This is a genomic window from Bifidobacterium choerinum (assembly GCF_002761235.1).
Taxonomy (GTDB): Bacteria; Actinomycetota; Actinomycetes; order Actinomycetales; family Bifidobacteriaceae; genus Bifidobacterium; species Bifidobacterium choerinum.
The window spans coordinates 399174-422527 of sequence record NZ_CP018044.1 but is presented as its reverse complement, the minus strand read 5'-3'; the positions used below and the strand labels follow the sequence as shown (position 1 = coordinate 422527).

Sequence of the window (23354 nt, the reverse complement as noted above, 5' to 3'; positions counted from 1 at the left end):
CGGCGTTCCGCACGACGGGCAGAACTGTGAGCCAGCTGGGACGACCGCACCACATTGTGGACAGTGCATCTGGGTGCTCCTTCTCTTTCATGCTTCGGGGGTGCTTCCCCATAGTGCCGATTGTAGACCAGAGGCCCATGCGCAGGCCGAATCGGGACGGATGTCCATATATATTGGGAGGGAACGGGAATCGGCAGCGATTCCTTGGAATGCATGGACGACGCCGGACGGTCGGACGGACGCGGCGTCGAGGAAGGGAAGGACCGACGATGCAATGTCCACAATGCCATCAGCAGGTCGACGATGGGGAAGGATTCTGCTGGAACTGCGGCGCTCGCCTGCAGCAGGAACAGCCGATGGCGGACGCGACGCGCGTCGCCGGCATGACGACGCCGCCACCGGCCGCCGCGGTGCCGCCTGCACCCAGTGCGCCGGGCGCGGCGGAGACTTCGGTCCTGCCACCCGCACCTGCGCCGGTGTACGGCGCGCAGGAGCCGGCGTATGATCCGTCGATGTACGAGGAGACGGTCGCCGGGCCGATCGTCGGCACGTCGTCGGTCGTGCCGCCCGCGGTGCCAATCGGGGATGCGACGGCGCCGACGGGCGCCGCGGTGCCGCCGCCGGCCATGCCGCCGATGACGCCGCCGAACGGCGACGGTGGCGGCAAGAAGCCGAAGTCGAACCGCGGATTGATCATCACGCTCATCGTGCTCGTCGTTATCATGCTCGCGGCGATCGGATTCTGGATCTGGCAGTCGGCGCATGCGAACGACACCGCCGAGCCACAGGACTCGTCGTCGCAGCAGCAGACAACGGACGACACATCGTCGGACGACGCGGACGACTCCGATGACAAGAGCGACGCGGATGCCAAAGACAAAAAGGACGACAAGGACAAGAAGAAGGACGCGAAGTGCACGGCGACGCCGGACGTCGACGTCGACGACCTGACGGCGAACGGCGACTCGCTCGTCGCGACGCTCTCGCTGACGGCGAAATCGTGCGAGACGGGCAGCTACGCCGAGCCGAACATCGAAATCACCGTGAAGAACGACGACGGCGACGTCATCGCCGCGGCCGTCTATGACTTCTCGAAGAGGCCGATCACCTTCGAGGACGGCGAGGCGAGCACGCAGATCGCATTCAACTCGCGGCAGCACTGGCAGCCGGCCGACGAAATCTCGTCGCCGACGAACGCGAAAGTCATCTGGCAGACAAACCAGAAGGGCGAAGGCAAGGCGTCGGGCGACGTATCGGGCGCACTCGGCGGCGCGTCGATCGACACATCCGACAACGAACGCTACGCGCAGCTCGCACTCAAACGGCAGCTCAACGACGACGCATCGCAGACGTCGCAGTTCTATTCGGACTACACGACGCAGCTGTCGAGCAAGAAATACAACATGAACATCAACGGCAAGGCGTGGAAGTACACGGACATCTACGAGCAGTTCCTCAAACTGCACTACAAGCATCCGAACGCGATCCTCATCTGGGCCGCCGACTACTACAACTACACGAAGCACGGGCATGCGGCCGACTACTACGTGATCCTCTCCGGCGAGACCTTCTCCCGGGCGGACGACGCGACGGCCTGGTGCTCGGCGAACGGATATGCGGCGGAGGATTGCGTCGCAGTAGATCTGGAGTGAAATAACGCGGGCGCTTTGCGGGGCCGATGCTTTTGTGCGTTTTTGAGTGCACTGAGATTCTCTTATGTGCTTGAGTGCTTGAGTGCGCTGATATGGGCAGTACTGCAGTGCGTTGGGCGAAAGGCGGCGCGCGGACGACGAAACAAAATGACTATTCGTCGTCCGCGCGCCGCCTTTCGCGGTTTTTGCAGTATATGCGCGGTTTTGCAGTATATGCGCGATGCTGTGTGGTGCGTGCTGCGTGCTGCGTGCTGCGTGCTGTGTGGTGCGTGGGGCGTGGGGCGTGCTGCGTGCGTGGGGCGCGCGCGTTATTGACGGGGAGGGGAAGGGAATGAGTATTCGTACTGGGGTGTGTTCGTGGGGGCGTTATTGATGAGTGAGGGGAGGGGAAGGGGATGGTTGGGTGGTTGGGAGTGGTGTTGCTGGGTTTTACTCGAATGACACCGGGCTTTGCTCGAATGAGAGGAAGGAGGGAGGAAATGTGAAGGAATTGTGAAGATGCGGGGATTTTTTGGGGGGAGGGGGTGGATGAAGGAGTGAGGCCGGGGATTTTCTGGGGTTGGGGGTGATTGGAGGAAACGTTGGAAAATGGGGGTTTTGGGAAGCGACACGCCGAGGGTTGCGGACTTGGGGAATCTGAGTATATTTATCTCTTGGTTCACGAACCAACGCCCCTTTAGCTCAGTTGGTTAGAGCAGCTGACTCTTAATCAGCGTGTCCAGGGTTCGAATCCCTGAGGGGGCACCACAGAAGGCTTCGGTCGATATCGACCGAGGCCTTCATCGTTGTCGCCGTCCGTGGCGGATAGGCGGCTTTCGGGGCGGAGCTCATGGGGGCGCTCGCGGAAGACAGTGGGTCGATGCATTGCTCTGAGCGGAACATAGTTGGGTGCGGCACATACGATTGGACATGGAAACATCGAGGACCAGGCCGCGGGCGGATCGTGCGGACCGCACGGCCGCTGACGCGGCGGCAGCACAGAAAGGAGGAGTCGAATATGCGAGAACAATGGGAATCGACGTTCACGGCCTTGGACAGGCTGATGGCGCAGCACGATGACGAATCGACGGTCGCCATGATGGACCAGATGCATCATCAGTACAGCGAATAATGTGAGAAAAATGCGGCAGGTCGCACCGCAGTGAACAGCGACCATGAGGAAGCTCGCGGGCGAACGACCCGGCGAGTTTTTTTATGCGTCATGCACAGCGTCGTGCGTGATGGCATAGCCGGCGGTGTGATGGCGTGGCATGGCGTCGAGAATATGCGCAGATGCGAACGGTCGCAGATGCGGCGGCGCGTGGAAGACGTCGAACGTCGCGAATCCGTGCCAACGTTTGCGCCGCCGTGGGCACTTCCATCGGCGTCGCAGGGTGGGCCACGGTGCGGACGGGGCATGGGGCGCAGGGCACTCCTAGGCGTACGCTGAACTAGCTCGTTGCATCCTCGGGAGGCTGCGAGACCGTTCGAGAGTAGAGAATACAGAAATAAGGAAATTCCTCGTGGAATACTCATTGTTCACCAAGTTGGCGGCCGAATTCGTCGGAACCGCCGTGCTCATGATCTTCGGCAACGGCGCTGTGGCCAACGTCGAGCTGAAGAACACGAAAGGACACAACGCAGGCTGGCTCAACATCGCGATGGGCTACGGCTTCGGCGTCATGTTCCCGGTGCTGATGTTCGGCGGCGTCTCCGGCGCGCACATCAACCCGGCGATGACGCTCGCGCAGGCCGTCAACGGCATGTTCCCGTGGAGCCAGGTGCTGCCGTACATCTGCGCGCAGATCCTCGGCGCCGCCGCAGGCCAGCTCATCGTCTACATCTGCTATTACCCGCACTACAAGGAGACCGAGAGCGCCGAGGCGATCCTCGGCACCTTCTGCACGACCGACGCCTATGCGACGCGCCGCAACTACTTCATCAACGAGTTCGTCGGCACGATGATCCTCGTCCTCGGCGCGCTGTGCTGCCTCGAACTGCAGTGGGGCAAGACGAACTACGCAGCCGCCTCGATCGTCGTCGGCTTCATCGTCTGGGGCCTCGTCTGCTCGCTCGGCGGCCCGACCGGTCCTGGTCTCAACCCGGCCCGCGACCTGATGCCGCGTCTGCTGCACCAGATCCTGCCGATCCCACACAAGGGCTCGTCGCGTTGGAACGAGGCGTGGATCCCGGTCGTCGCGCCGATCCTCGGCGGTATGCTCGGCTGCTGGCTGTTCAACGTGCTGTTCGCGATCTGATCCACCGGTTTCCCGGATCCGATCCGTTTTCCGAAGCGGCCCGTGGTCATCCCACGGGCCGCTTCGTGATGTTCCGGCGCCGATGCTTCGCCGTCGTTGCTATAGTGGGTGCAACGATTCGCGGCCACGTCCGCGACCGTCGTGGCGACATGGGCGACGGCACATATGATGAACGACGCAAGACGATGCGGACTTACGGAAGATCGACGGCAACGACAGTGCAGGCATACGGGAACGGATGAGTCATGGGTAGTGCGAACATGAACAGGACCTCTCGTCGGCGCCACCACAGGCGTCTGCGCCGACGCTACCTCGTGCGCCGCATCGTCGCGGCCATCGCGCTCGTGCTGCTCGTCGTCGGCGTCGCCGCGAGCACCGGCGCGTCGGTGGCGCGCGTCACGGCGGCGCTGGAGGAAGGCGGCGCCGCGACGGCGAGCATCGATTTCACGAAGGCGCTGCGCATGGCCTTCGCGAACGGGCAGATCAAGGAGCCGGAGCCATCGCAGCCGCAGCCGAAAAGCGACGAGGATCGTCGCAAGGAGGCCGCACAGCGCGAACTCGACGCGCTCGCCGCGCCGATGTCGGCCGAGCAGCGCAAGCAGATCTACGCCAAGGCGAAGCAGCCGGCTGAGCACAGCGGCGCGCAGGCGACGAAGATGACGTACTGTGTCGCGACGAACGGCGACGTCGGCGACAAATCGGCCTTCGCGAACACCGTCGACCGCGTGCTCAACGATCCGCGCGGATGGCCGCGCGCCGGCGTCGTCTTCCAGCAGGTCGCCGACGGCTGCGACATCACGGTGACGCTCGCCGCGCCGGAGAAGCTGCCGACGTATTCGACGTACTGCTCGAGCGAATACAGCTGCCGTGTCGGCGCCGACGTCATCATCAACAAGAAACGCTGGGACGGCGCCGTCGACCACTGGTTCCAGGAGGGCGGCACGCTCGCGGGCTACCGCACGATGGTCATCAACCACGAGGTCGGCCATGCGCTCGGACACATCGACAACGAACAGGCGTGCGGCGGCGACGGCAAGGCGGCGCCGCTGATGCAGGAGCAGTCGATGTTCCTCAACAGCTGCACGATCAACCAGTGGCCGCTCGACAGCGAACTGTGGACGAACTTCGTCGGGTCGCCGGCATGACGTCACCACGACCATATGACTCCATGACCATGCGAAGGACTGCGAACGACAATCGAAAGGCGGGCCGCGGATGAGCGGAAGGTTCGCGCCGACGCCGTCGGGGCGCATGCATCTGGGCAACGCGTACGCGATGCTCGCGGCGTGGCTGTCCGCGCGCGCACGCGGCGAGGAGATGCGGCTGCGCATCGAGGACATCGACGTGCCGCGCGTCATGCCGGGCGCCGACGCATGGATCCGCGACGATCTTGCGTGGCTCGGGCTGGACTGGTCGGGCGACGTCGTCTACCAGTCGCGGCGTACCGCGCTTTACGACGAGGTCTTCGCGACGCTGTGCGACGCCGGGCTGCTCTACCCGTGCTTCTGCTCGCGCGCCGAGATCCGCGCCGCGTCGGCGCCGCAGGAGGGCGACCGATTCATCGTCTACCCGGGCACCTGCCGGCGGCTGCACGACGAACACCCCGACGAGGCGGCCGCGCGCGTACGCGCCGGCGAGCGCCACGCATGGCGGCTCGCGGCGCCGCACGCCGGCGCGCGCGACGGGCGCATCCTCTTCGACGACCGCGTCTACGGCGCGCAGGACTACGACCTCGGCTCCGCGCTCGGCGACGTCGTGCTGCGCCGTTCGGACGGCCTGTACGCGTATCAGTTCGTCGTGACGCTCGACGATCTGCTGATGGGCGTCGACGACATCGTGCGCGGCCGCGACCTGCTGCGGTCGACGGCGCTGCAGATCTGGCTGCGCCAGCGGCTGCTCGACTGCGGCATCGGCGGCGGTCCCGATGGTTCTGGCGGAGACGTGCGGTGGACGCCGGCGCAGACGCCCGACTACGCGCATCTGCCGCTGCTCGACAACGCCGCCGGCGTGCGGCTCGCGAAACGCGTCCGCTCGCTCGACCTCGGCCATCTGCGCGAGCAGGGCGTGCGCCCGCAGGCCGTCGTCGGCTACTGCGCGTGGGCGCTCGGGCTCGTCGAGCGTCCGCGCGCGATGGATGCGCCGGAGGCGCTCGCATGTTTCGACTGGCGGCGGGCGTGCGCCGTGCGCGGCCGCGATCTGAAGGTGCCCGACGACATCGGCGCGCGGCTGCTGGCGATGTGAGCGGCGCATGTCATCGACGCGTGAAGATGAGTGGGACATGCGCGGGCATCCGGCATATGCGATGCCGGATTGAGGTAAGGTAAGGTCGTGCGGGACGGACAGAGGAAAGCGTGCCGTACGACCTCGGGAAACGAGTGATGGGAACGTCATGACGGCATATATGGATTACAAGGACCTCGCGAACGAGACGATCGACGAGGCGCGCGCCGGTCGGATCGCCGACGGTGTGCACCGTGTGCTCGACCGCATCGCGCGCGCGGAGATGCTGAACGGACGCGAGGAGGGCTCGGTCACGTTGCTCGCGGCGACGAAGACGCGTGACGTCGGCGAGATCATGGCCGCGATCGACGCGGGCGTGCATATGATCGGCGAGAACAGGCCGCAGGAGATCGCCGCCAAGATCGACGGGTTGCGCTACGCCTGCGGGCAGCGCGGCATCGTGCTCGGCGCGAACGACGTGGAGACGGTCGAAAGCCTCGACCTGACCGACGATCCGGAGGCGCTCGACCATCTGCCGCTGCATCTGATCGGACAGCTGCAGAGCAACAAGATCAACAAGGTGCTGCCGGACGCCGACGTCATCGAATCGGTCGATTCGCTCGAGCTGGCGCACAAGATCGGGCGGCGTGCGGCAGCGCGCGGCGCCGACGTCGGCGTACTGCTCGAGGTCAATGAATCGGGCGAGGCGACGAAGTCGGGTTGCGACCCCGACGAGGCCTTCGAACTGGCATTGCGGATCGCCGAAATCGACGGGCTCGAACTGCAGGGGCTGATGACGGTCGGCGCGCATGTGGACGACGAGGCGGTCGTGCGTCGCGGCTTCGCACATCTGCGCGACCTGCGCGACCGCGTGCGCGACTCGCACGCCGAGGGCACCGAACATTGCGCCGAACTGTCGATGGGCATGAGCGGCGACATGGAGCACGCGATCGCCGAAGGCGCGACGATCGTGCGCGTCGGCACGGCGATCTTCGGCGAGCGCGCGTTCAAGTAGACGACGAGGGACGATGGCGTCCGCGGCGCGCGTCCTGCGCGGGACGCCGCCGTTGTAGACTGTGCCGTATGAGACTTGCACGTTTTTCCAAGGAGGACACGCCCCAGTATGCCTTCGTGCAGACCGACGAGGCGGATGACAAGGACTATCTCGTCGTGCTCGAGGGCTACCCCTTCGGCGGCCAGGTGAGGCCGACCGGCGAGCGCATCCCGCTCGACGCGGACGGCGTGCGGCTGCTGTCGCCGGTCATCCCGTCGAAGGTGTACGGACTGGCGAAGAACTACGAGGCGCACGCGAACTACATGTTCGAGCAGGGCCAGTCGACGGTGCGGCATGCGCCCGAGGAGATGGTCGTCTTCATGAAGCCGTCGACGTCGGTCATCGGACCGGACGACCCGATCGTGTTCCCGGCGTGCTCCGACGACATGAACTTCGAGCCCGAGGTGGCCGTCGTCATCGGCCGCATCACGAAGAACGTCGGCGTCGACGAGGCGATGGACCATGTCCTCGGCTTCACCTGCGTCAACGACGTGACGCTGCGCGACCTGCAGGGCGCCGACCCGATGTGGACGCGCGCGAAGGGCTTCGACACGTCGTGCCCGCTCGGCCCGTGGATCGTGACGCGTGACGACTTCCATTGGCGTGACGCGGCGATCTCGTTCACGCTCAACGGCGAGGACGTCGAGAAGGCGAGCGGCACGACGGCCAATCTGATCCATTCGATCCCCGAGCAGATCGCGTTCATCTCGAGCTTCGCGACGTTGCTGCCGGGCGACGTCATTCTCACCGGCACGCCGGACGCGTCCGGCAGCCTCAAGCCGGGCGACGAGGCGGTCGTGCACGTCGACGGCATCGGCGACCTGCGCAACGTCGTCGTGCGCGCGTGAACGACGGAGGTCGGCCGAGCATTTCCTCCTCCGCCGCCTAGCGCGTCGCGCTGCGATGGGGCATCAGGTAAGGCTGTCCGCTGAAAGCGGGCGGCCTTCTTTGTATTCTGCGTCAGAATTGCAGAGGATGGTCCGTCGAAGCGGTAGCCTTCATCGAATCACGAAACTTGAGTGAGATTCGCTCAAGTTTTGGGAATAAGTGATCTGCGGCGTCGGTTGACAATATCAGACAAATGAAGCCGTGGGTGCGCGGACGCTCCCCGGACGTGCGCAATGCACAGCCCGAGAGCGCGACGCGCCCATGTGCAGCAATGGAGGATGATATGGAACAGAAATTCACGACAATGGCCCAGGAGGCGCTCGGTGACGCGATCCAGAGCGCTTCGGCGGCCGGAAACCCGCAGGTCGAGCCGCTGCACCTGCTCGACGCGCTGCTGCGTCAGGAGCACGGCGTCGTCCGTGGCCTGATCGAGGCGTGCGGTGGCAACGTGCAGACGATCGGCGCCGCCGTGCGCAACGCGCTCGTCGCGCTGCCGAGCGCGTCGGGATCGTCGACGACGCAGGCGCAGGCGAGCCGTCAGCTGACGGCCGCGATTGCGAAGGCCGAGGCCGCGATGAAGGAGATGGGCGACGAATACGTCTCCACCGAGCATCTGCTGCTCGGCATCGCCGAGGCGACGCCGAACGACGCCGCGAAGATCCTCGACGCCAACGGCGTGACCGCCGCGAAGATCCGCGAGCAGATCCCCGGCATCCGCGGCGGCGCGAAGGTGACGAGCCCGGACGCCGAGGCCTCGTACAAGGCGCTCGAGAAGTTCTCGACCGATCTGACGGCGCGCGCGAAGGAAGGCAAGCTCGATCCGGTCATCGGCCGCGATCAGGAGATCCGCCGCGTCATCCAGATCCTGTCCCGCCGTACGAAGAACAACCCGGTGCTCATCGGCGAGCCCGGCGTCGGCAAGACCGCCGTCGTCGAAGGCCTCGCGGAGCGCATCGTGGCGGGCGACGTGCCGAGCACGTTGCAGAACAAGCGCCTGATCAGCCTCGATCTGGGCTCGATGGTCGCCGGTTCGAAGTACCGCGGCGAGTTCGAGGAGCGCCTCAAGAGCGTCCTCGACGAGATCAAGCAGTCCGACGGGCAGATCATCACGTTCATCGACGAGATCCACACCGTCGTCGGCGCCGGTTCGGCCGAAGGCTCGATGGACGCCGGCAACATGCTCAAGCCGATGCTCGCGCGCGGCGAACTGCGCCTGATCGGCGCGACGACGCTCGACGAGTACCGCGAGCACATCGAGAAGGACCCGGCGCTCGAACGCCGCTTCCAGCAGGTCTTCGTCGGCGAGCCGTCGGTCGAGGACACGATCGCGATCCTGCGCGGCCTCAAGCAGCGCTATGAGGCGCACCACAAGGTGACGATCGGCGACGACGCGCTCGTGGCCGCCGCGACACTGTCGAACCGCTACATCACCGGCCGTCAGCTGCCGGACAAGGCGATCGACCTCGTCGACGAGGCCGCCGCGCATCTGCGCATGGAACTCGATTCGCAGCCGGAGGAGATCGACGAGCTGCAGCGCAAGGTCACGCGTCTTGAGATGGAGGAGATGCAGCTCAAGAAGGCCGAGGACCCGGCGTCGAAGGAACGGCTGATGAAGCTGCAGTCCGAACTCGCCGACAGTCGCGAGCAGCTGCATGGCCTCAAGGCACGCTGGGACGCCGAGAAGGCCGACCGCAACAAGGTCGGCGACCTGCGCGCCAAGCTCGACGAGAAACGCGTCGAGGCCGACAAGGCGACGCGCGCCGGCGACCTCGCCCAGGCGAGCCGCATCCTCTACGGCGAGATCCCGCAGATCCAGAAGGAGCTCGCCGCCGCGGAGACGGCCGACGAGCAGGCCTCCGAGTATGCGCACAAGGAGGAGCCGATGGTTCCCGACCATGTGGACGCCGATTCAGTCGCCGAGATCATCTCGGAATGGACCGGCATCCCGGTCGGCCGCCTGATGCAGGGCGAGAACGAGAAGCTGCTGCATATGGAGGAGTACCTCAACGAGCGCGTCATCGGCCAGCCGGAAGCCGTCGAGGCGGTCTCCGACGCGGTGCGCCGCTCGCGCGCCGGCATCTCCGACCCGAACCGTCCGACAGGTTCGTTCCTGTTCATGGGACCGACCGGCGTCGGCAAGACCGAGCTCGCGAAGGCGCTCGCCGAGTTCCTCTTCGACGACGAGAAGGCGATGGTCCGCATCGATATGAGCGAGTACATGGAGAAGTCGTCCGTGTCCCGCCTGATCGGCGCGGCCCCCGGCTACGTCGGCTACGAGGAGGGAGGCCAGCTCACCGAGGCCGTGCGTCGTCGTCCGTACTCGGTCGTGCTCTTCGACGAGGTCGAGAAGGCGAACCGTGAGGTCTTCGACATCCTGCTGCAGGTGCTCGACGACGGTCGTCTGACCGATGGCCAGGGCCGCACCGTCGACTTCAAGAACACGATCCTGATCATGACGTCCAACCTCGGCTCGCAGTACCTCGTCAATCCCGACCTGAGCGAACAGGAGAAGAAGGACGCGGTGATGAACGCCGTGCACACGCAGTTCCGCCCGGAGTTCGTCAACCGTCTCGACGACCTCGTGATCTTCCATCCGCTGACGCGTCAGGAGCTCGGCAAGATCGTCGACCTGCAGGTCAAGCAGGTCGCGTCGCGCCTGACCGACCGCCGCATCACGCTCGACGTGACCGAGGCCGCCCGCGAATGGCTCGCCGACACCGGCTACGATCCGGCCTACGGCGCCCGTCCGCTGCGCCGCCTCGTGCAGACCGAGGTCGGCGACCAGCTGGCGCGCATGCTGCTCGCCGGCAAGGTGCACGACGGCGAGACGGTGCTCGTCGACCACACCGGCGGCGAACACCTCGAGCTGTCCGTGCATCAGCAGGATCCGATGGAGGGCGACGCCAATCCGCTCGACACCGAGGTGAAGATCGACGGCGGCGCGCAGTCCGACGACAGCGCGAAGTGAGCCGTGTGAGGCGAGTCGCATGAGGTCGCGCGGCTGAGCGTGGCCCCGCCGTCATCGTCCACCGGTCGCGGACGATGACGGCGACAACATGACGACAATGACGACGGAGCCCCGGTGGGCACCTGTGAGGTGCCCACCGGGGCTCCGTCGTATTCGGAAGCGCTCAGCGGTCGATGTGCGCGTGCCGCAGCCGCAGCGCGTTGAGCAGCACGGCGAGCGACGACAGGAACATCGCGAGGCCCGCCAGGCTCGGGTCGAGCGTCCAGCCGGTGAAGGGGTAGAGGACGCCGGCGGCGATCGGGATGCCGATGAGGTTGAAGACGAAGGCCCAGATCGCGTTCTCCTGGATGTTGCGCACCATCGCCTTCGACAGCCGGATCAGCTGCGGGACGCAGGCTCCGCCGGGCTCGTCGGTGACGACGTCGGCGTGCACGAAGTCCGCGTCGGCGTCCTTCGTGACGACGACGGCGATGTCGGCGGCGTTGCGGACGGCGACATCCTCGTGGCCGTCGCCGACGAACAGCAGCGCCGCGTCGTCGCCGTCGATGTCGAGCTTCGCGCGGCGTTCGCCGATGCGCCGCACCGCGTCGTCGGTGTCGGATGCATCGACGACGTCGACGCCCAGCCCGGCGTCGAGCAGCGCGTCGATGGTTTCACGTGAAGCGTCGGCGAGCGTCGACGAGAAGACGACGGCGCGCACGTCCTGCGCCTGCTGCAGCGCGCTCGTCGTCAGGACGCGCATGCCGGCGCGGTGCGCGCGGTCGGTCGCGAAGGTCGCGGCGAGCGGCGCCGCCCAGCCGAGCGCGACCGGGCAGGCGATGATCAGCACGCCGATCGCGATGAGCAATGCGCGAGCGAAGGCCGGCTGACGGCCGAAGATCAGCCAGACGACGAAGGTCCACACGGCGATCAGGAAGACGATCGGCACGAGGATGCGCGACAGGCGGTCGACCTTCGTCTGCAGCGGGAACGCGGCGCGGCGCGGCAGCCAGCGGTCGCTCATCAGACGCGCGAGCAGCACGAGCGTGATGATGACGCCGGTCACCTGGAAGTAGACGTCATGCATCGAATCGGGCAGCAGGTCCTCGGCGAAGCACACGAGCAGGCTGTAGACGTAGGCGGCGCCCGAGCCGACCGACGCGAGCGAGTTCATGTTCGGCACGCGCCGGCGGATCGCCGACCAGCCGTCGATGTGGATCGGGTAGCCGCTGTAGAACATGACCGGCGTGATGATGATCGCCTGCAGCCACGGCGCGATCAGCCAGCCGGGGACGATCGACGGGCGCATCATATGCAGCAGGTCGGGGATGATGACGAGCAGCGTCAGCACGGCGGCGACGACGACCTGCGTCGTCAGCAGGCGGATGCTCGCGGCGTTGTCGGAGCGGCGCGTGCGCAATGTGTCGCCGGCGTGCACCGGCTCCTGCTCCGGCTGGTCGCGGAACGCGCCGGTCTCGGCGTCGGCGGCGCGCGCCCGGGCGCCGAAGAAGAAACGGATCGTCAGGAACGTCAGCAGCAGCGCCACGACGACGCAGATCACCGCGATGAACAGATTCAGTCCCATATGGTCGCTCCCTGGGTTTCGTGACCCTGCCGATGACCGGCAACACCAACTCTTTCGACATCACCACTGTACGCGAGGGGGACGGCGGCGCCGGCCGATTTGACGTGGCGCACGGCTACGCTGGCGTACATGAGTGAAGAAGCTTCCACGTTCCGCAAGACCGCATCCGCTTCCCGGCACGACGAGGACGCCGCGCCGACCAACGTCGACGAGGCCGCATTCGCACTGATGGAGCCGCGCGACCAGCTCAAGACGCTGCTGCGCGCCCATATGGCCGACCGCCCGTTCTCCGAGCTGTCGCCGATCACCTTCGACCACCGCGGCGCGTCGCTCATCGGCCACATCATGCTCGACACGCTCGAGGAGCAGGGCTATTCGATCGACGATTTCGACGCCGTCGGCGCATTGACGGCCGCCGCCGTGCCGATCGTCTGCTCGTTGATGCACGCCGCCGCCTCGCGCGGCGAGGCGCTCGACGGCTTCGTCATGGACTTCGTCTATCCGGCCACGAAGGGGCCGTCGATCCAAGGCAAGCGCGTCGTCCTCGTCGATTCGTGGCTGTCCGAGAAATCCTATGTGCAGACGTCGTCGCTCGTCACATTGCGCAACGGCAACGAGCTGAGCCTCGACTTCAGCATCGTCGACGCGCAGGGCGCCGACGTCGTCGCGATCACGTCGCTGATCGGCGGCGTCGACATGGAGAAGCCGACGGTGCGCGTCGTCGACCCGGTCAGCGGCGAGGCCACCGAAGTGCCGTTCGTCGAGACCTTCCACGAGTCCGAGCTGCACTGAGCGGCGCCGGACATGACCTGTATGGCCCAGTTGACGCGAAGGCGAGCGTGAGCAGATGCACGAACCGAATCCGATCGACGTGGCGGCGAAGGCCTCCGGCGAGCCGACCTTCCGTGAGGTGGGCGTCGGGCCGTGGGAGCAGGAGCATCCCGGCGAGCCGCGCCCCGACGACGCGCGCTACGACGCGGCGCTGCTCGACGACGGCGACCGGCGCAACGTCCTCGACCGCTACCGCTACTGGAGCGTCGACGCGATCCGCGCCGACCTCGACCGCCGCGGTCGCCATCTGTTCGAAGTGGCGATCGAGAACTGGACGCACGACTTCAACATCGGGTCGATGGTGCGCACGGCGAACGCGTTCACAGCGAATCGCGTGCACATCGTCGGTCCGCACAAATGGAACCGCAAGGGCGCGCTGATGACCGAGCTGTACCAGCACGTCGTCAACCATCCGTCGATCCGGGACTGCGTCGACGACTGGCGCCGGCGCATCGCCGACGAGCGCGACGAGGCGCGCTCGCGCGTCGACATGATCGAGCGTGCGCGCGACGCCGGCGACCTCGACGAGCGGAGCGCGGCGCGCGAACTGCTGTACGCGCGCCGCGACCTGCGCACCGCCGAGGACGCGAAGGTCATCGCGATGGACATCATCGACGGCGCCGTGCCGATCGAGACCTACCGTTTCCCCGAACGCTGCCTGCTGCTGTTCGGCGCCGAAGGGCCGGGACTGTCCGACAAGGCGCTCGAACTCGCCGACGACGTCGTCTACATCAGCCAGTTCGGCTCGGTGCGTTCGATCAACGCCGGCGCCGCCGCCGCCGTGACGATGCATGCGTGGATCACACAGCACGCGGCTGTGTGATCGGATGGGCACACACGCGGCTGTGTGATCGGTCGTCGTGATCGATGGTGGCCGCCGCCGACGTCAGCCGTATCGTGGGCGCGCACCGCATCGGCCGTCGCGCGCTTGCTACGATGCGAGCATGATGGAACTCAACGGCGTCTGCAAGTCATTCGGCGCCAAACCGATACTCGACCATGTGAGCTTCACAGCGCCGGACGGCGTCGTCACCGGCTTCGTCGGCCCCAACGGCGCCGGCAAATCGACGACGATGCGCATCCTGCTCGGCCTGATCGCGCCGAACGAGGGCGCCGCGCTCGTCGACGGCGTACCCTACGCGCGCGCCGCCGCGCCGATGGCGAGCGTCGGCGCCGTGCTCGACGCGCGCTGCGCGCCGAAGAACCGCACGGCCTACGCGTATCTCAAATCGCTCGCGTACACGAACAACATCCCGAAGTCGCGCGTCGACGAGGTGCTCGACCTGACCGGGCTCGCGAGCGCGCGCACGACGAAGGCCGGCCGTTTCTCGCTGGGCATGGGCCAGCGGCTGGCGATCGCCGCGGCGATGCTCGGCGACCCGAGGAACCTCGTGCTCGACGAGCCGGTGAACGGCCTCGACGCCGAAGGCGTCAAATGGGTGCGCGACCTGTGCCGCAACAGCGCGGCGGCCGGACGCGCCGTGCTGCTCAGCTCGCATCTGATGAGCGAGGTGGCGCTCACGGCGGACACGCTCGTCATCATCGGCCAGGGGCGGATCCTTCGCTGCACGTCGGTCGCCGATTTCGTCGCCGAGCATTCGCGGCCGCTGATCTCGGTCGTCACGCCCGACGTCGACAAGCTGCAGCGGATGTTCGCGCATTCGCCGGGCGTGCGGATCACCGAGACGGCGCTCGCCGACGGCTATCCGCACGACGCGCGCGCATTCGCCGTCGAGGGCGCCGACCTAGAGGCCGTCGCGCGCGGCTTCGCCGCCAACCAGATCGTCGTCTACCGTTTCGCGCGCGAGCAGGTCTCGCTCGAGCAGGCGTACATGGAGCTCACGCACGCGCACGCGCAGTACGTCGCGACGCCGATCGGCCTGCAGCCGGTGGCGGCGATGCCCGCGCAGCCTGCACAGCCGGTGCCGCCGGCCGCGGCGATGCCGAATCCCTCCATGCGGCCGTCCGCGCCGACCCAGCCTGCGCCGGCCCCGACCATCCCGACGACGAACGGAGGTGCGCGATGAGCGCGACCGCAACGACCCAGCCGCGCGCGCCGCGCACGGCGCGACTGACCTTCGGCGGCGCGCTGCGCGCCGAATGGTGCAAGATCTGGAGCGCGACATCGACCTATGTGCTCGGCGTGCTCACGATCGTCTTCCTGCTGCTCAACAGCCTGATGATGGGTTGGATGCTCTCGCTGCTCGCCGGCGAGAACATGCCGGTCGCCCGGGCGGACGTCTGGTCGACGGCGAGTTCCGGCGCCGGCAACGTGCTCGTCATCGTCGGCATCCTCGGCGTCATGGCGTTGACGAGCGAGTTCAGCTCGTCGTCGATCGTCTCGTCGCTGACCGTGAACCCGCGCCGTGCGATGTTCATGCATGCGAAGGCGCTCGTCGTCGCCGCCGTCACCTTCCTCGCGTCCCTCGTCGGCGTGCTGCTCGCGTGGGGTGTCGCCGCATTGATGCTCGGCTCCGATGTGACGGCCGTCGCCGGCGACGCGCCGGCGGCGATGCCGGTCGTCACGTTGCTCGGCCTGCCGGCGATGATGGCCTTCGCGGCCGTGCTCGCGATGGGGCTCGGCGCGATCTGCCGTTCGACGGTCGGCGGCGTGCTGTGCGTCATCGTATTGTTCACGATCGTGCCGTCGGTGCTGCAGATGGCGCAGCTGCTCGGCCGCCGCTACGTCTGGGTCACGTCGGTCAACAACTGCCTGCCGGCGAACGCGTTGTCGACCTTCCTTGGCGCCGGCGCGAGCTCCTTCTCGAACAATGCGGCGGCGGCGCTGATCGTCGACGGCGCGCATCCGTTCCAGCCGTCGTGGGGCGTGGCCGGCCTGATCTTCGTCGTCTGGAGCCTCGTGCTCTACGCCATCGGCGTGCTGATGATGTGCCGACACGACGTGAAGTGATGCACGGTGCGCATGACGCGACTTGTGGGCGGCGATTCCCGGACGGCGATGCCGGGAATCGCCGTTGTTCCGTCCCGCGCCCGATGAACGAGCCTCGTCACATTTGGTTCGTATAGTGGGAGGCATGCCTACATTCACACGTGAAGAAATCATGCATTTGGGCGACCTCGCCCGAATCGCGCTCACCGACGAGGAAATCACCCGCATGCAGAGCGAGCTCAACGTCATCGCCGAATCGATCAATTCGGTGCAGGAGGTCGCGACCGACGACGTGCCGCCGACCGCCAACCCGGTGCCGCTCGAGGCCTATCTGCGCCCCGACGTGCCGGTCAAGCCGCTCGACCAGTCCGAAGTGCTCGCCGCGGCGCCGGCGACCGAGGACGGCATGTTCGTCGCGCCGCAGATCCTGGGGGAGGAGTGAGATGACCGACCAGAACGAACTCGTCAAGCTGTCCGCAACCGAGATGGCGGCCAAGCTGCGCGCCAAGGAGATCTCGAGCCGCGACCTCGTGTCAGCCGAGCTCGACGTCATCGACGCCGCCGAACCGAGCATCAAGGCCTTCCTCAAGGTCGCCGGCGAGGCCGCGCTCGAGCAGGCCGACGCCTTCGACAACCTGTCCGACGACGAGAAGGCCGAACTGCCTGAGCTCGCCGGCGTCCCGATCGCGATCAAGGACATGATCGTGACGAAGGGCATCGAGACGACCGCCGCCTCCCGCATCCTCGAAGGCTGGATCCCGCCGTACGACGCGACCGTCATCGAGAAGCTCAAGGTCGCGCACATGCCGATCCTCGGCAAGACGAACCTCGACGAGTTCGCGCAGGGCTCGTCGACCGAGCATTCCGCCTTCCAACGCACGTCGAACCCGTGGGACGTCGACCGCGTCCCCGGCGGCTCCGGCGGCGGCTCCGCGGCGGCCGTCAGCGCCTTCGAGGCGCCGATCGCGCTCGGCACCGACACCGGCGGCTCGATCCGCCAGCCCGGCGCGCTCACCGGCACCGTCGGCGTCAAGCCGACCTACGGCGGCGTCTCCCGCTTCGGCGCGATCGCGATGGCGTCGTCGCTTGACCAGATCGGCCCGGTCTCGCGCACTGTCCTCGACTCGGCGCTGCTGCAGGAGATCATCGGCGGCCATGACCGCCGCGACTCGACGTCGATCCCCGAAGGCCCGCGTCCGATGGTCGCCGCCGCGCGCGACGGTCTGGACAACCGCGACCTCAAGGGCATGAAGGTCGGCCTCGTCAAGGAGCTCAACGGCGACGGCTTCCAGCCGGGCGTCGAGGCGCGCTTCCACGAGGCCGTCAAGAAGCTCGAGGCGATGGGCGCCGAAGTCGTCGAGGTCTCGTGCCCGCACTTCAAGTACGCGCTCGGCGCCTACTACATCATCATGCCGTCCGAGGTCAGCTCGAACCTCGCCCGCTACGACGGCATGCGCTACGGCCTGCGCGTCATGCCTCCGGAGGACGTGCCGCAGACGGCCGCGAACATGATGGCATACACCCGTGAGGCCGGCTTCGGCGACGAGGTCAAGCGCCGCATCATCCTCGGCACCTACGCGCTGTCCGCGGGCTACTACGACGCCTGGTACGGCTCGGCGCAGAAGGTGCGCACGCTCATCATCGACGACTTCCGCAAGGCCTTCGAGCAGGCCGACGTCCTCGTCTCCCCGACGAGCCCGTCGACGGCGTTCAAGTTCGGCGAGAAGATGGACGACCCGCTCGCGATGTACATGAACGACATCGCGACGATCCCGGCGAACCTCGCCGGCGTGCCGGCGATGAGCATCCCGGCCGGCCTGTCCGACGACGGCCTGCCGGTCGGCTTCCAGTTCATCGCGCCGCAGCAGCGCGACGAGGTGATGTACAAGCCGGCCGCCGCGCTCGAGGCCGCGCTCGAGGAGGACTGGAACGGCCCGATCTGGCAGTCGCTCAAGACGCCGTGGCTCGATGGACTCAACAAGTAAGGGTGACAGGAAGAGAATATTATGGCTGAAAAATTGATGAAGTATTCCGAAGCCGTCAAGAAGTTCGATCCGGTCATCGGTCTCGAGACGCACGTCGAGCTGTCCACGAACACGAAGCTGTTCTGCCCGGCCCCGATCTCCTTCGGCGCCGAGCCGAACACCGAGCTGACGCCGGTGAGCCTCGGCCTGCCGGGTTCGCTGCCGGTCGTCAACGCGGCCGCCGTCGACTACGCCATCAAGCTCGGACTGGCGCTGCACTGCCAGATCCACGAGTGGAGCCAGTTCGCACGCAAGAACTACTTCTACCCGGACATGCCGCGCGACTACCAGATCTCGCAGTACGACAAGCCGACGAACGGCGAGGGCTACCTCGACGTCGAACTCGAGGACGGCACCGTGTTCCGCGTGCCGATCGAGCGCGCGCACATCGAGGACGACGCCGGCAAGAACACGCACGTCGGCGGCGCCGACGGCCGCATCGAGGGCGCCGACCATTCGCTCGTCGACTACAACCGCGCGGGCGTGCCGCTCATCGAGATCGTCACGAAGCCGATCGAGGGCGCGGGCGACCGCGCGCCGGAGATCGCCGGCGCCTACATGCGCGCGATCCGCGACATCGTGCGCGCGCTCAACATCTCGCACGCCCGCATGGAGCAGGGCAACATGCGCGCCGACGTCAACGTGTCGCTGCGCCGCGACCCGTCCGACCCCTTCGGCACGCGTTCCGAGACGAAGAACGTCAACTCGTTCCGCGGCATCGAACGCACGATCCAGTACGAGATCCGCCGTCAGGCCGCGATCCTCGAGGACGGCGGCGAGATCCTGCAGGAGACGCGCCACTGGGACGAGGCCTCGCAGTCGACGGCCGGCGGCCGCGTCAAGTCCGACGCCGACGACTACCGCTACTTCCCGGATCCGGACCTTGTCATGCTCCACATCACGCCGGAGCACGTCGAGGAGATCCGCAAGGTCATGCCGGAGATGCCGCGCGAGCGCCGCAACCGCCTCAAGGGCGAATGGAAGTTCTCCGACACCGAGATGCGCGACGTCATCAACGCCGACGCGCTCGACCTGATCGAGGAGACCGTCAAGCTCGGCGCGACGCCGTCGGGCGCGAAGAAGTGGTGGCTCGGCGAGCTCTCGCGCGAGGCGAACGCCAAGGGCGTCAGCCTCGAGGAGCTGCCGATCGACGCGCAGGCGGTCGCCGACGTCGAACAGCTCATCGCCGACGGCAAGCTCAACGACAAGCTCGCCAAGCAGACGGTGAGCCTCGTGCTCGCCGGCGAGGGCACGCCGGCCGAGATCGTCGAGAAGCACGGCTTCAAGGTCGTCTCCGACGACGGCGCGCTGCAGGCGGCCGTCCAGGAGGCGCTTGACGCGAATCCGGACGTCGTCGAGAAGCTCAAGGGCGGCAACATGAAGCCGATGGGCGCGATCATCGGCGCCGTCATGCGCGCGACGAAGGGCCAGGCCGACGCGAAGGCGGTCACGAAGATCGTCATGGAGAAGATCAAGGGCTGACCGGACCCACGGTCATCGGCGATACCGGGGCGGCGGACGCGCATCGACGCGTCCGCCGCCCCGGCTCGTATTTGGACGCGCCGGCGCCAAGGACGACGGCGTACACTACAATGGCAAGACTGGAGAGAATAGGGAGAACGCTCCAGTCGCCAAACAAAGAGGAACAACATGACGCACAGTGACGAACGTCGCGAGGAGGAACGGGAACGGCCGCGCGTGCTGCCCACGCGCATCACGATTCCCGATATTCTGGGGGAGATGGTGTATCTGCGGCCGGCCACATCGCAGGATCTGCCGCTGATGGACGAGCTTGACGCCTACGTGAACGCGTCGGGCATCACCGGCAAGGACCGCGTGGCGGAACGTGCGGCCGTGCACGCATGGGTGCGCCGCTCCGAGGCGTGGACGCAGGGCTCCGACGTCGGCGAGGGCGTCGACGACCCCGAGCGCCGCCGCACGATCGCATGGGCGCTGATGACGACGCCCGACGACAACGACGAATCCGTCAACGCGGACAACGCGACCGAGTTCCTCGGCATGATCTTCCTGATCGACATCGACGGATGGGCGCGTTCGGCGCGCATCCAGGTCGTGCTCGGCAAGGACTTCCGCGGCCGCGGCTATTCACGCGACGCGATGCCGCGCGTCATGACCTACGGCTTCGCCGACCAGCCGGAAGGGCTCGGGCTGCACCGCATCTGGGTGGCCGTTCCTGAGAAGAACACGCGCACCTTCTCCGTCTACCAGTCGCTCGGCTTCGTGCCGTCCGGCACATCGCGCGACGCGTTGTGGGACAACCGCCTCGGCAAGTACCAGGACCTCAACGTCCTTGACACGCTCGTCGACGAATTCGACCCGGTGCGCGCGATGGACGCCTTCGGCATGCACGTCATCACGTCGAACCCGGGCATGGAGAAGGCGATGTCGCTGCACCAGCATTCGATGGCGATCAAGAAGCAGGAGCTGCGCGAGGCCGGGCTGATGAAGGACCTCGACGACGAACGCCAGCGCGTCGCCGGCGCCGTGCGCCAGGCCGTGCAGGACGACGCGCAGGCGCCGACGCTCGGCGAGACATTGCACCGCGATGCCGAACGCATCGCCGGCGACGACGTCGACGCCGAGAACGCATGGCCGTACAACAACGCCGAACGCAACACGTCGAAGAAGGCGTGGTGGCGCACGTTGGGCAGCGACCGCAACCGCCACGGCGCGGCCGCGCGCGGCGACCAGTGAGCATGCGGACCACGGACACGAAGGACAGGAGCACAAGCGAGCAACCATGAGCGCCGAAGACCTCGACAACTATGAGACCGACGCCGAACTGGCGTTGTACAAGGAGTACCGCGACGTCATCAAACTGTTCACCTACGTCGTCGAGACGGAACGACGGTTCTATCTGGCGAACAAGGTGGACTTCAACGTCCGCTCGGCCGGGCAGGACGTCTACTTCGACGTGCGGCTCTCCGACGCGTGGGTGTGGGACGTCTACCGTTCGAACCGCTTCGTCAAGAACGTGCGCATCGTGACCTTCAAGGACGTCAACGTCGAAGAGGTGCAGAAGAGCGACATCGACATCCCCGACGGCATCTGACGGCGGGGAAGCGCGGTGCCCCCCGTGGCCGCTATGGCCATGGGGAGCATTAGACTTGCTGCGAAGTGCGACATATCAATGCGCACACCAATCCCATGTCCTGCGCGGTACCGGCGCGAGGATGCGCGATGCGAATGTTTCAGCAGCGATCGATCGGCAGAACCAGTGTTGAAGGAGAACGTGAACGTGTCTGACAAGGAAACCGTAGTCATCATCGGCGGCGGCCCCGCCGGTCTCACGGCCGCCTGGGAGCTCGTCAAGGACGGCGGCGCCGACCGGTACGACGTCACACTGCTCGAGGAGTCGCAGGAGTTCGGCGGCATCGCCCGCACCGTCAAGCACGACGGCAACCGCATGGACATCGGCGGCCACCGCTTCTTCTCGAAGGACGACCGCATCATGCGCTGGTGGGAGGAGACACTGCCGCTGCAGGGCGCCCCGTCCTACGACGACAAGAAGCTCGGCCGCGTGCACGAGCTCGAACCGGGCGGCCCCGATCCGGAGAAGACCGACAAGGTCATGCTCAAGCGCCACCGCGTCTCGCGCATCTTCTGGAACAAGCATTTCTTCGACTATCCGATTTCGCTGTCGATGAACACGTTGAAGGCGATGGGTCCGCGCCTCACCGTCGTGGCCGGCTGCTCGTACCTCAAGTCGGTGTTCCACAAGCTGCCCGAGGACAACCTCGAGAACTTCTACATCAACCGCTTCGGCCGCAAGCTGTATTCGATGTTCTTCGAAGGCTACACCGAGAAGCTCTGGGGCCGCCATCCGTCGGTCATCTCGGCCGACTGGGGATCGCAGCGCGTCAAGGGCCTGAGCATCATGGGCGTGCTCAAGAACGCGTTCCGCAAGCTGCTGCCGAAGAAGCGCGACGACGAGGAGGTCGAGACCTCGCTCATCGAGGAGTTCTGGTACCCGAAGCTCGGCCCCGGCCAGCTGTGGGAGACGGTCGCGAAGAACGCCGAGGACGCCGGCGCCACGATCATCAAGGGCGCGAAGGTCGTCGAACTCGACCAGCGCGACGGCAGGATCGCCTCGCTCGTCTACGAGGACGAGCACGGCGTGCGCACGACGATGGAGGCCGACGAGTTCATCTCGTCGATGCCGATCAAGGACCTCGTCGACGCGATCGACGACGGCACCGAGCGCGCGCCGAAGAACATCGTGCGCATCGCCGACGGCCTGCCGTACCGCGATTTCGTCACCGTCGGCCTGCTCGTCAAGCATCTCAAGCTCCGGAACACGACCGACGTCCCGACGCTTGGCAACCCGCCGATCGTGCCGGACTGCTGGATCTACGTGCAGGATCCGGGCTACAAGGTCGGCCGTCTGCAGATCTTCAACAACTGGAGCCCCTACCTCGTCCAGGACGTCGACGACACCGTCTGGATCGGCCTCGAGTACTTCTGCGAGGAAGGCGACGACTTCTGGAACATGACCGACGACGAGGCGACGCGCTTCGCGATCAGCGAGCTGACGCGCATGGGCGTCATCAACGGCTCGCACGAGGTGCTCGACTCGCACCGCGAACGCGTCAAGAAGGCGTATCCGGCGTACTTCGACACCTACGACGAGATGCCGAGCATCGTCGACTACCTCGACTCCTTCGGCAACCTGTACTGCGTCGGCCGCAACGGCCAGCACCGCTACAACAACATGGACCATTCGATGGCGACGGCAATCGAGGCCGTCGGCAACATCAAGTCCGGCAAGCCGACGAAGGAGAACATCTGGTCGGTCAACACCGACAAGTCCTATCACGAATCCAAGTGACGCCGACCGTTCCGGGCGGCTCCCATGCACGGCGCATGGGAGCCGCCCGGAACCATATCGGCTCTCCTCGCCGGCGCGGGAAGGGCGACGGAGACGCCGCCCGGCCGCCGTTGCGCATGGTTTCGTCGCGCACTTCGGCTAAGGTGTGTCCTGTCCGATATGAATTCGGACGTTTCC

General features: G+C 66.5%; 17 protein-coding genes, 1 tRNA gene and 3 pseudogenes. 19 read left to right on the top strand and 2 right to left on the bottom strand.

The annotated features are described in order from the left end of the window. Positions 1-3 precede the first annotated feature (3 nt). Positions 4-69 (bottom strand): annotated as a pseudogene (locus tag BcFMB_RS10030) (zinc-ribbon domain-containing protein); the annotation flags it as partial. Positions 70-269: 200 nt separating this feature from the next. On the opposite strand from BcFMB_RS10030, the gene BcFMB_RS01640 reads away from it, so the two are divergent. The 8 genes from BcFMB_RS01640 to clpB all read left to right on the top strand — a co-directional run bounded on the left by BcFMB_RS01640 (position 270) and on the right by clpB (position 11019). Then, positions 270-1652 (top strand): zinc ribbon domain-containing protein, encoded by a 1383-nt coding sequence (locus tag BcFMB_RS01640; protein ID WP_157775017.1) that lies wholly within the window; start codon positions 270-272, stop codon positions 1650-1652. Between the two features lie 670 nt (positions 1653-2322). Then, positions 2323-2399 (top strand) — tRNA-Lys (locus tag BcFMB_RS01630). Between the two features lie 755 nt (positions 2400-3154). Further along, complete coding sequence (locus BcFMB_RS01625; protein ID WP_024540220.1) at positions 3155-3889, top strand: MIP/aquaporin family protein; 735 nt, start codon at positions 3155-3157, stop codon at positions 3887-3889. A 245-nt stretch (positions 3890-4134) separates the two neighbouring features. Beyond that, positions 4135-5034, top strand: a complete 900-nt coding sequence (locus BcFMB_RS01620; protein ID WP_099720869.1) for a DUF3152 domain-containing protein — start codon at positions 4135-4137, stop codon at positions 5032-5034. A 70-nt stretch (positions 5035-5104) separates the two neighbouring features. Further along, on the top strand, positions 5105-6130 hold the full coding sequence (locus BcFMB_RS01615) for a glutamyl-Q tRNA(Asp) synthetase (protein WP_099720868.1): 1026 nt from the start codon (positions 5105-5107) through the stop codon (positions 6128-6130). Between the two features lie 148 nt (positions 6131-6278). Beyond that, entirely contained in the window at positions 6279-7124 is an 846-nt protein-coding gene (locus BcFMB_RS01610) for a YggS family pyridoxal phosphate-dependent enzyme (protein WP_099720867.1), read from the top strand. A gap of 68 nt (positions 7125-7192) precedes the next feature. Next, on the top strand, positions 7193-8011 hold the full coding sequence (locus tag BcFMB_RS01605; protein ID WP_099720866.1) for a fumarylacetoacetate hydrolase family protein: 819 nt from the start codon (positions 7193-7195) through the stop codon (positions 8009-8011). Positions 8012-8334: 323 nt separating this feature from the next. Further along, positions 8335-11019, top strand: a complete 2685-nt coding sequence (clpB, locus tag BcFMB_RS01600; RefSeq protein ID WP_099720865.1) for an ATP-dependent chaperone ClpB — start codon at positions 8335-8337, stop codon at positions 11017-11019. Between the two features lie 163 nt (positions 11020-11182). Here the strand turns inward: clpB and BcFMB_RS01595 are convergent, their stop codons facing one another. Then, positions 11183-12583: an HAD family hydrolase gene (locus tag BcFMB_RS01595; RefSeq protein ID WP_099720864.1), complete on the bottom strand. Its 1401-nt coding sequence runs from the start codon at positions 12581-12583 to the stop codon at positions 11183-11185. A 129-nt stretch (positions 12584-12712) separates the two neighbouring features. Between BcFMB_RS01595 and BcFMB_RS01590 the strand changes: the two genes are divergently transcribed. The 11 genes and pseudogenes from BcFMB_RS01590 to BcFMB_RS01545 all read left to right on the top strand — a co-directional run bounded on the left by BcFMB_RS01590 (position 12713) and on the right by BcFMB_RS01545 (position 23177). Beyond that, a complete protein-coding gene (locus BcFMB_RS01590; RefSeq protein WP_099720863.1) occupies positions 12713-13375 on the top strand; it encodes a type I phosphoribosyltransferase in 663 nt (220 codons plus the stop codon). A gap of 55 nt (positions 13376-13430) precedes the next feature. Then, positions 13431-13877 (top strand): annotated as a pseudogene (locus BcFMB_RS10025) (RNA methyltransferase); the annotation flags it as partial. A 93-nt stretch (positions 13878-13970) separates the two neighbouring features. Then, positions 13971-14237 (top strand): annotated as a pseudogene (locus BcFMB_RS10020) (TrmH family RNA methyltransferase); the annotation flags it as partial. Between the two features lie 121 nt (positions 14238-14358). Continuing rightward, positions 14359-15441 (top strand): ABC transporter ATP-binding protein, encoded by a 1083-nt coding sequence (locus BcFMB_RS01580; protein ID WP_099720861.1) that lies wholly within the window; start codon positions 14359-14361, stop codon positions 15439-15441. Further along, positions 15438-16325, top strand: coding sequence for an ABC transporter permease (locus BcFMB_RS01575; RefSeq protein WP_232513837.1), 888 nt, complete (start codon positions 15438-15440; stop codon positions 16323-16325). The genes BcFMB_RS01580 and BcFMB_RS01575 overlap by 4 nt, the downstream gene beginning before the upstream one ends. A gap of 124 nt (positions 16326-16449) precedes the next feature. Further along, on the top strand, positions 16450-16746 hold the full coding sequence (gene gatC / locus BcFMB_RS01570; protein ID WP_024540231.1) for an Asp-tRNA(Asn)/Glu-tRNA(Gln) amidotransferase subunit GatC: 297 nt from the start codon (positions 16450-16452) through the stop codon (positions 16744-16746). Position 16747: 1 nt separating this feature from the next. Continuing rightward, entirely contained in the window at positions 16748-18289 is a 1542-nt protein-coding gene (gene gatA, locus BcFMB_RS01565; RefSeq protein ID WP_099720860.1) for an Asp-tRNA(Asn)/Glu-tRNA(Gln) amidotransferase subunit GatA, read from the top strand. Positions 18290-18310: 21 nt separating this feature from the next. Beyond that, a complete protein-coding gene (gatB, locus tag BcFMB_RS01560; protein WP_024540233.1) occupies positions 18311-19810 on the top strand; it encodes an Asp-tRNA(Asn)/Glu-tRNA(Gln) amidotransferase subunit GatB in 1500 nt (499 codons plus the stop codon). 168 nt (positions 19811-19978) lie between these two features. Then, positions 19979-21043, top strand: coding sequence for a GNAT family N-acetyltransferase (locus tag BcFMB_RS01555; protein WP_024540234.1), 1065 nt, complete (start codon positions 19979-19981; stop codon positions 21041-21043). A gap of 46 nt (positions 21044-21089) precedes the next feature. After that, a complete protein-coding gene (locus BcFMB_RS01550; protein WP_024540235.1) occupies positions 21090-21401 on the top strand; it encodes a DUF2469 domain-containing protein in 312 nt (103 codons plus the stop codon). 186 nt (positions 21402-21587) lie between these two features. Further along, positions 21588-23177, top strand: a complete 1590-nt coding sequence (locus tag BcFMB_RS01545; RefSeq protein ID WP_099721679.1) for an NAD(P)/FAD-dependent oxidoreductase — start codon at positions 21588-21590, stop codon at positions 23175-23177. Positions 23178-23354: the final 177 nt, after the last annotated feature.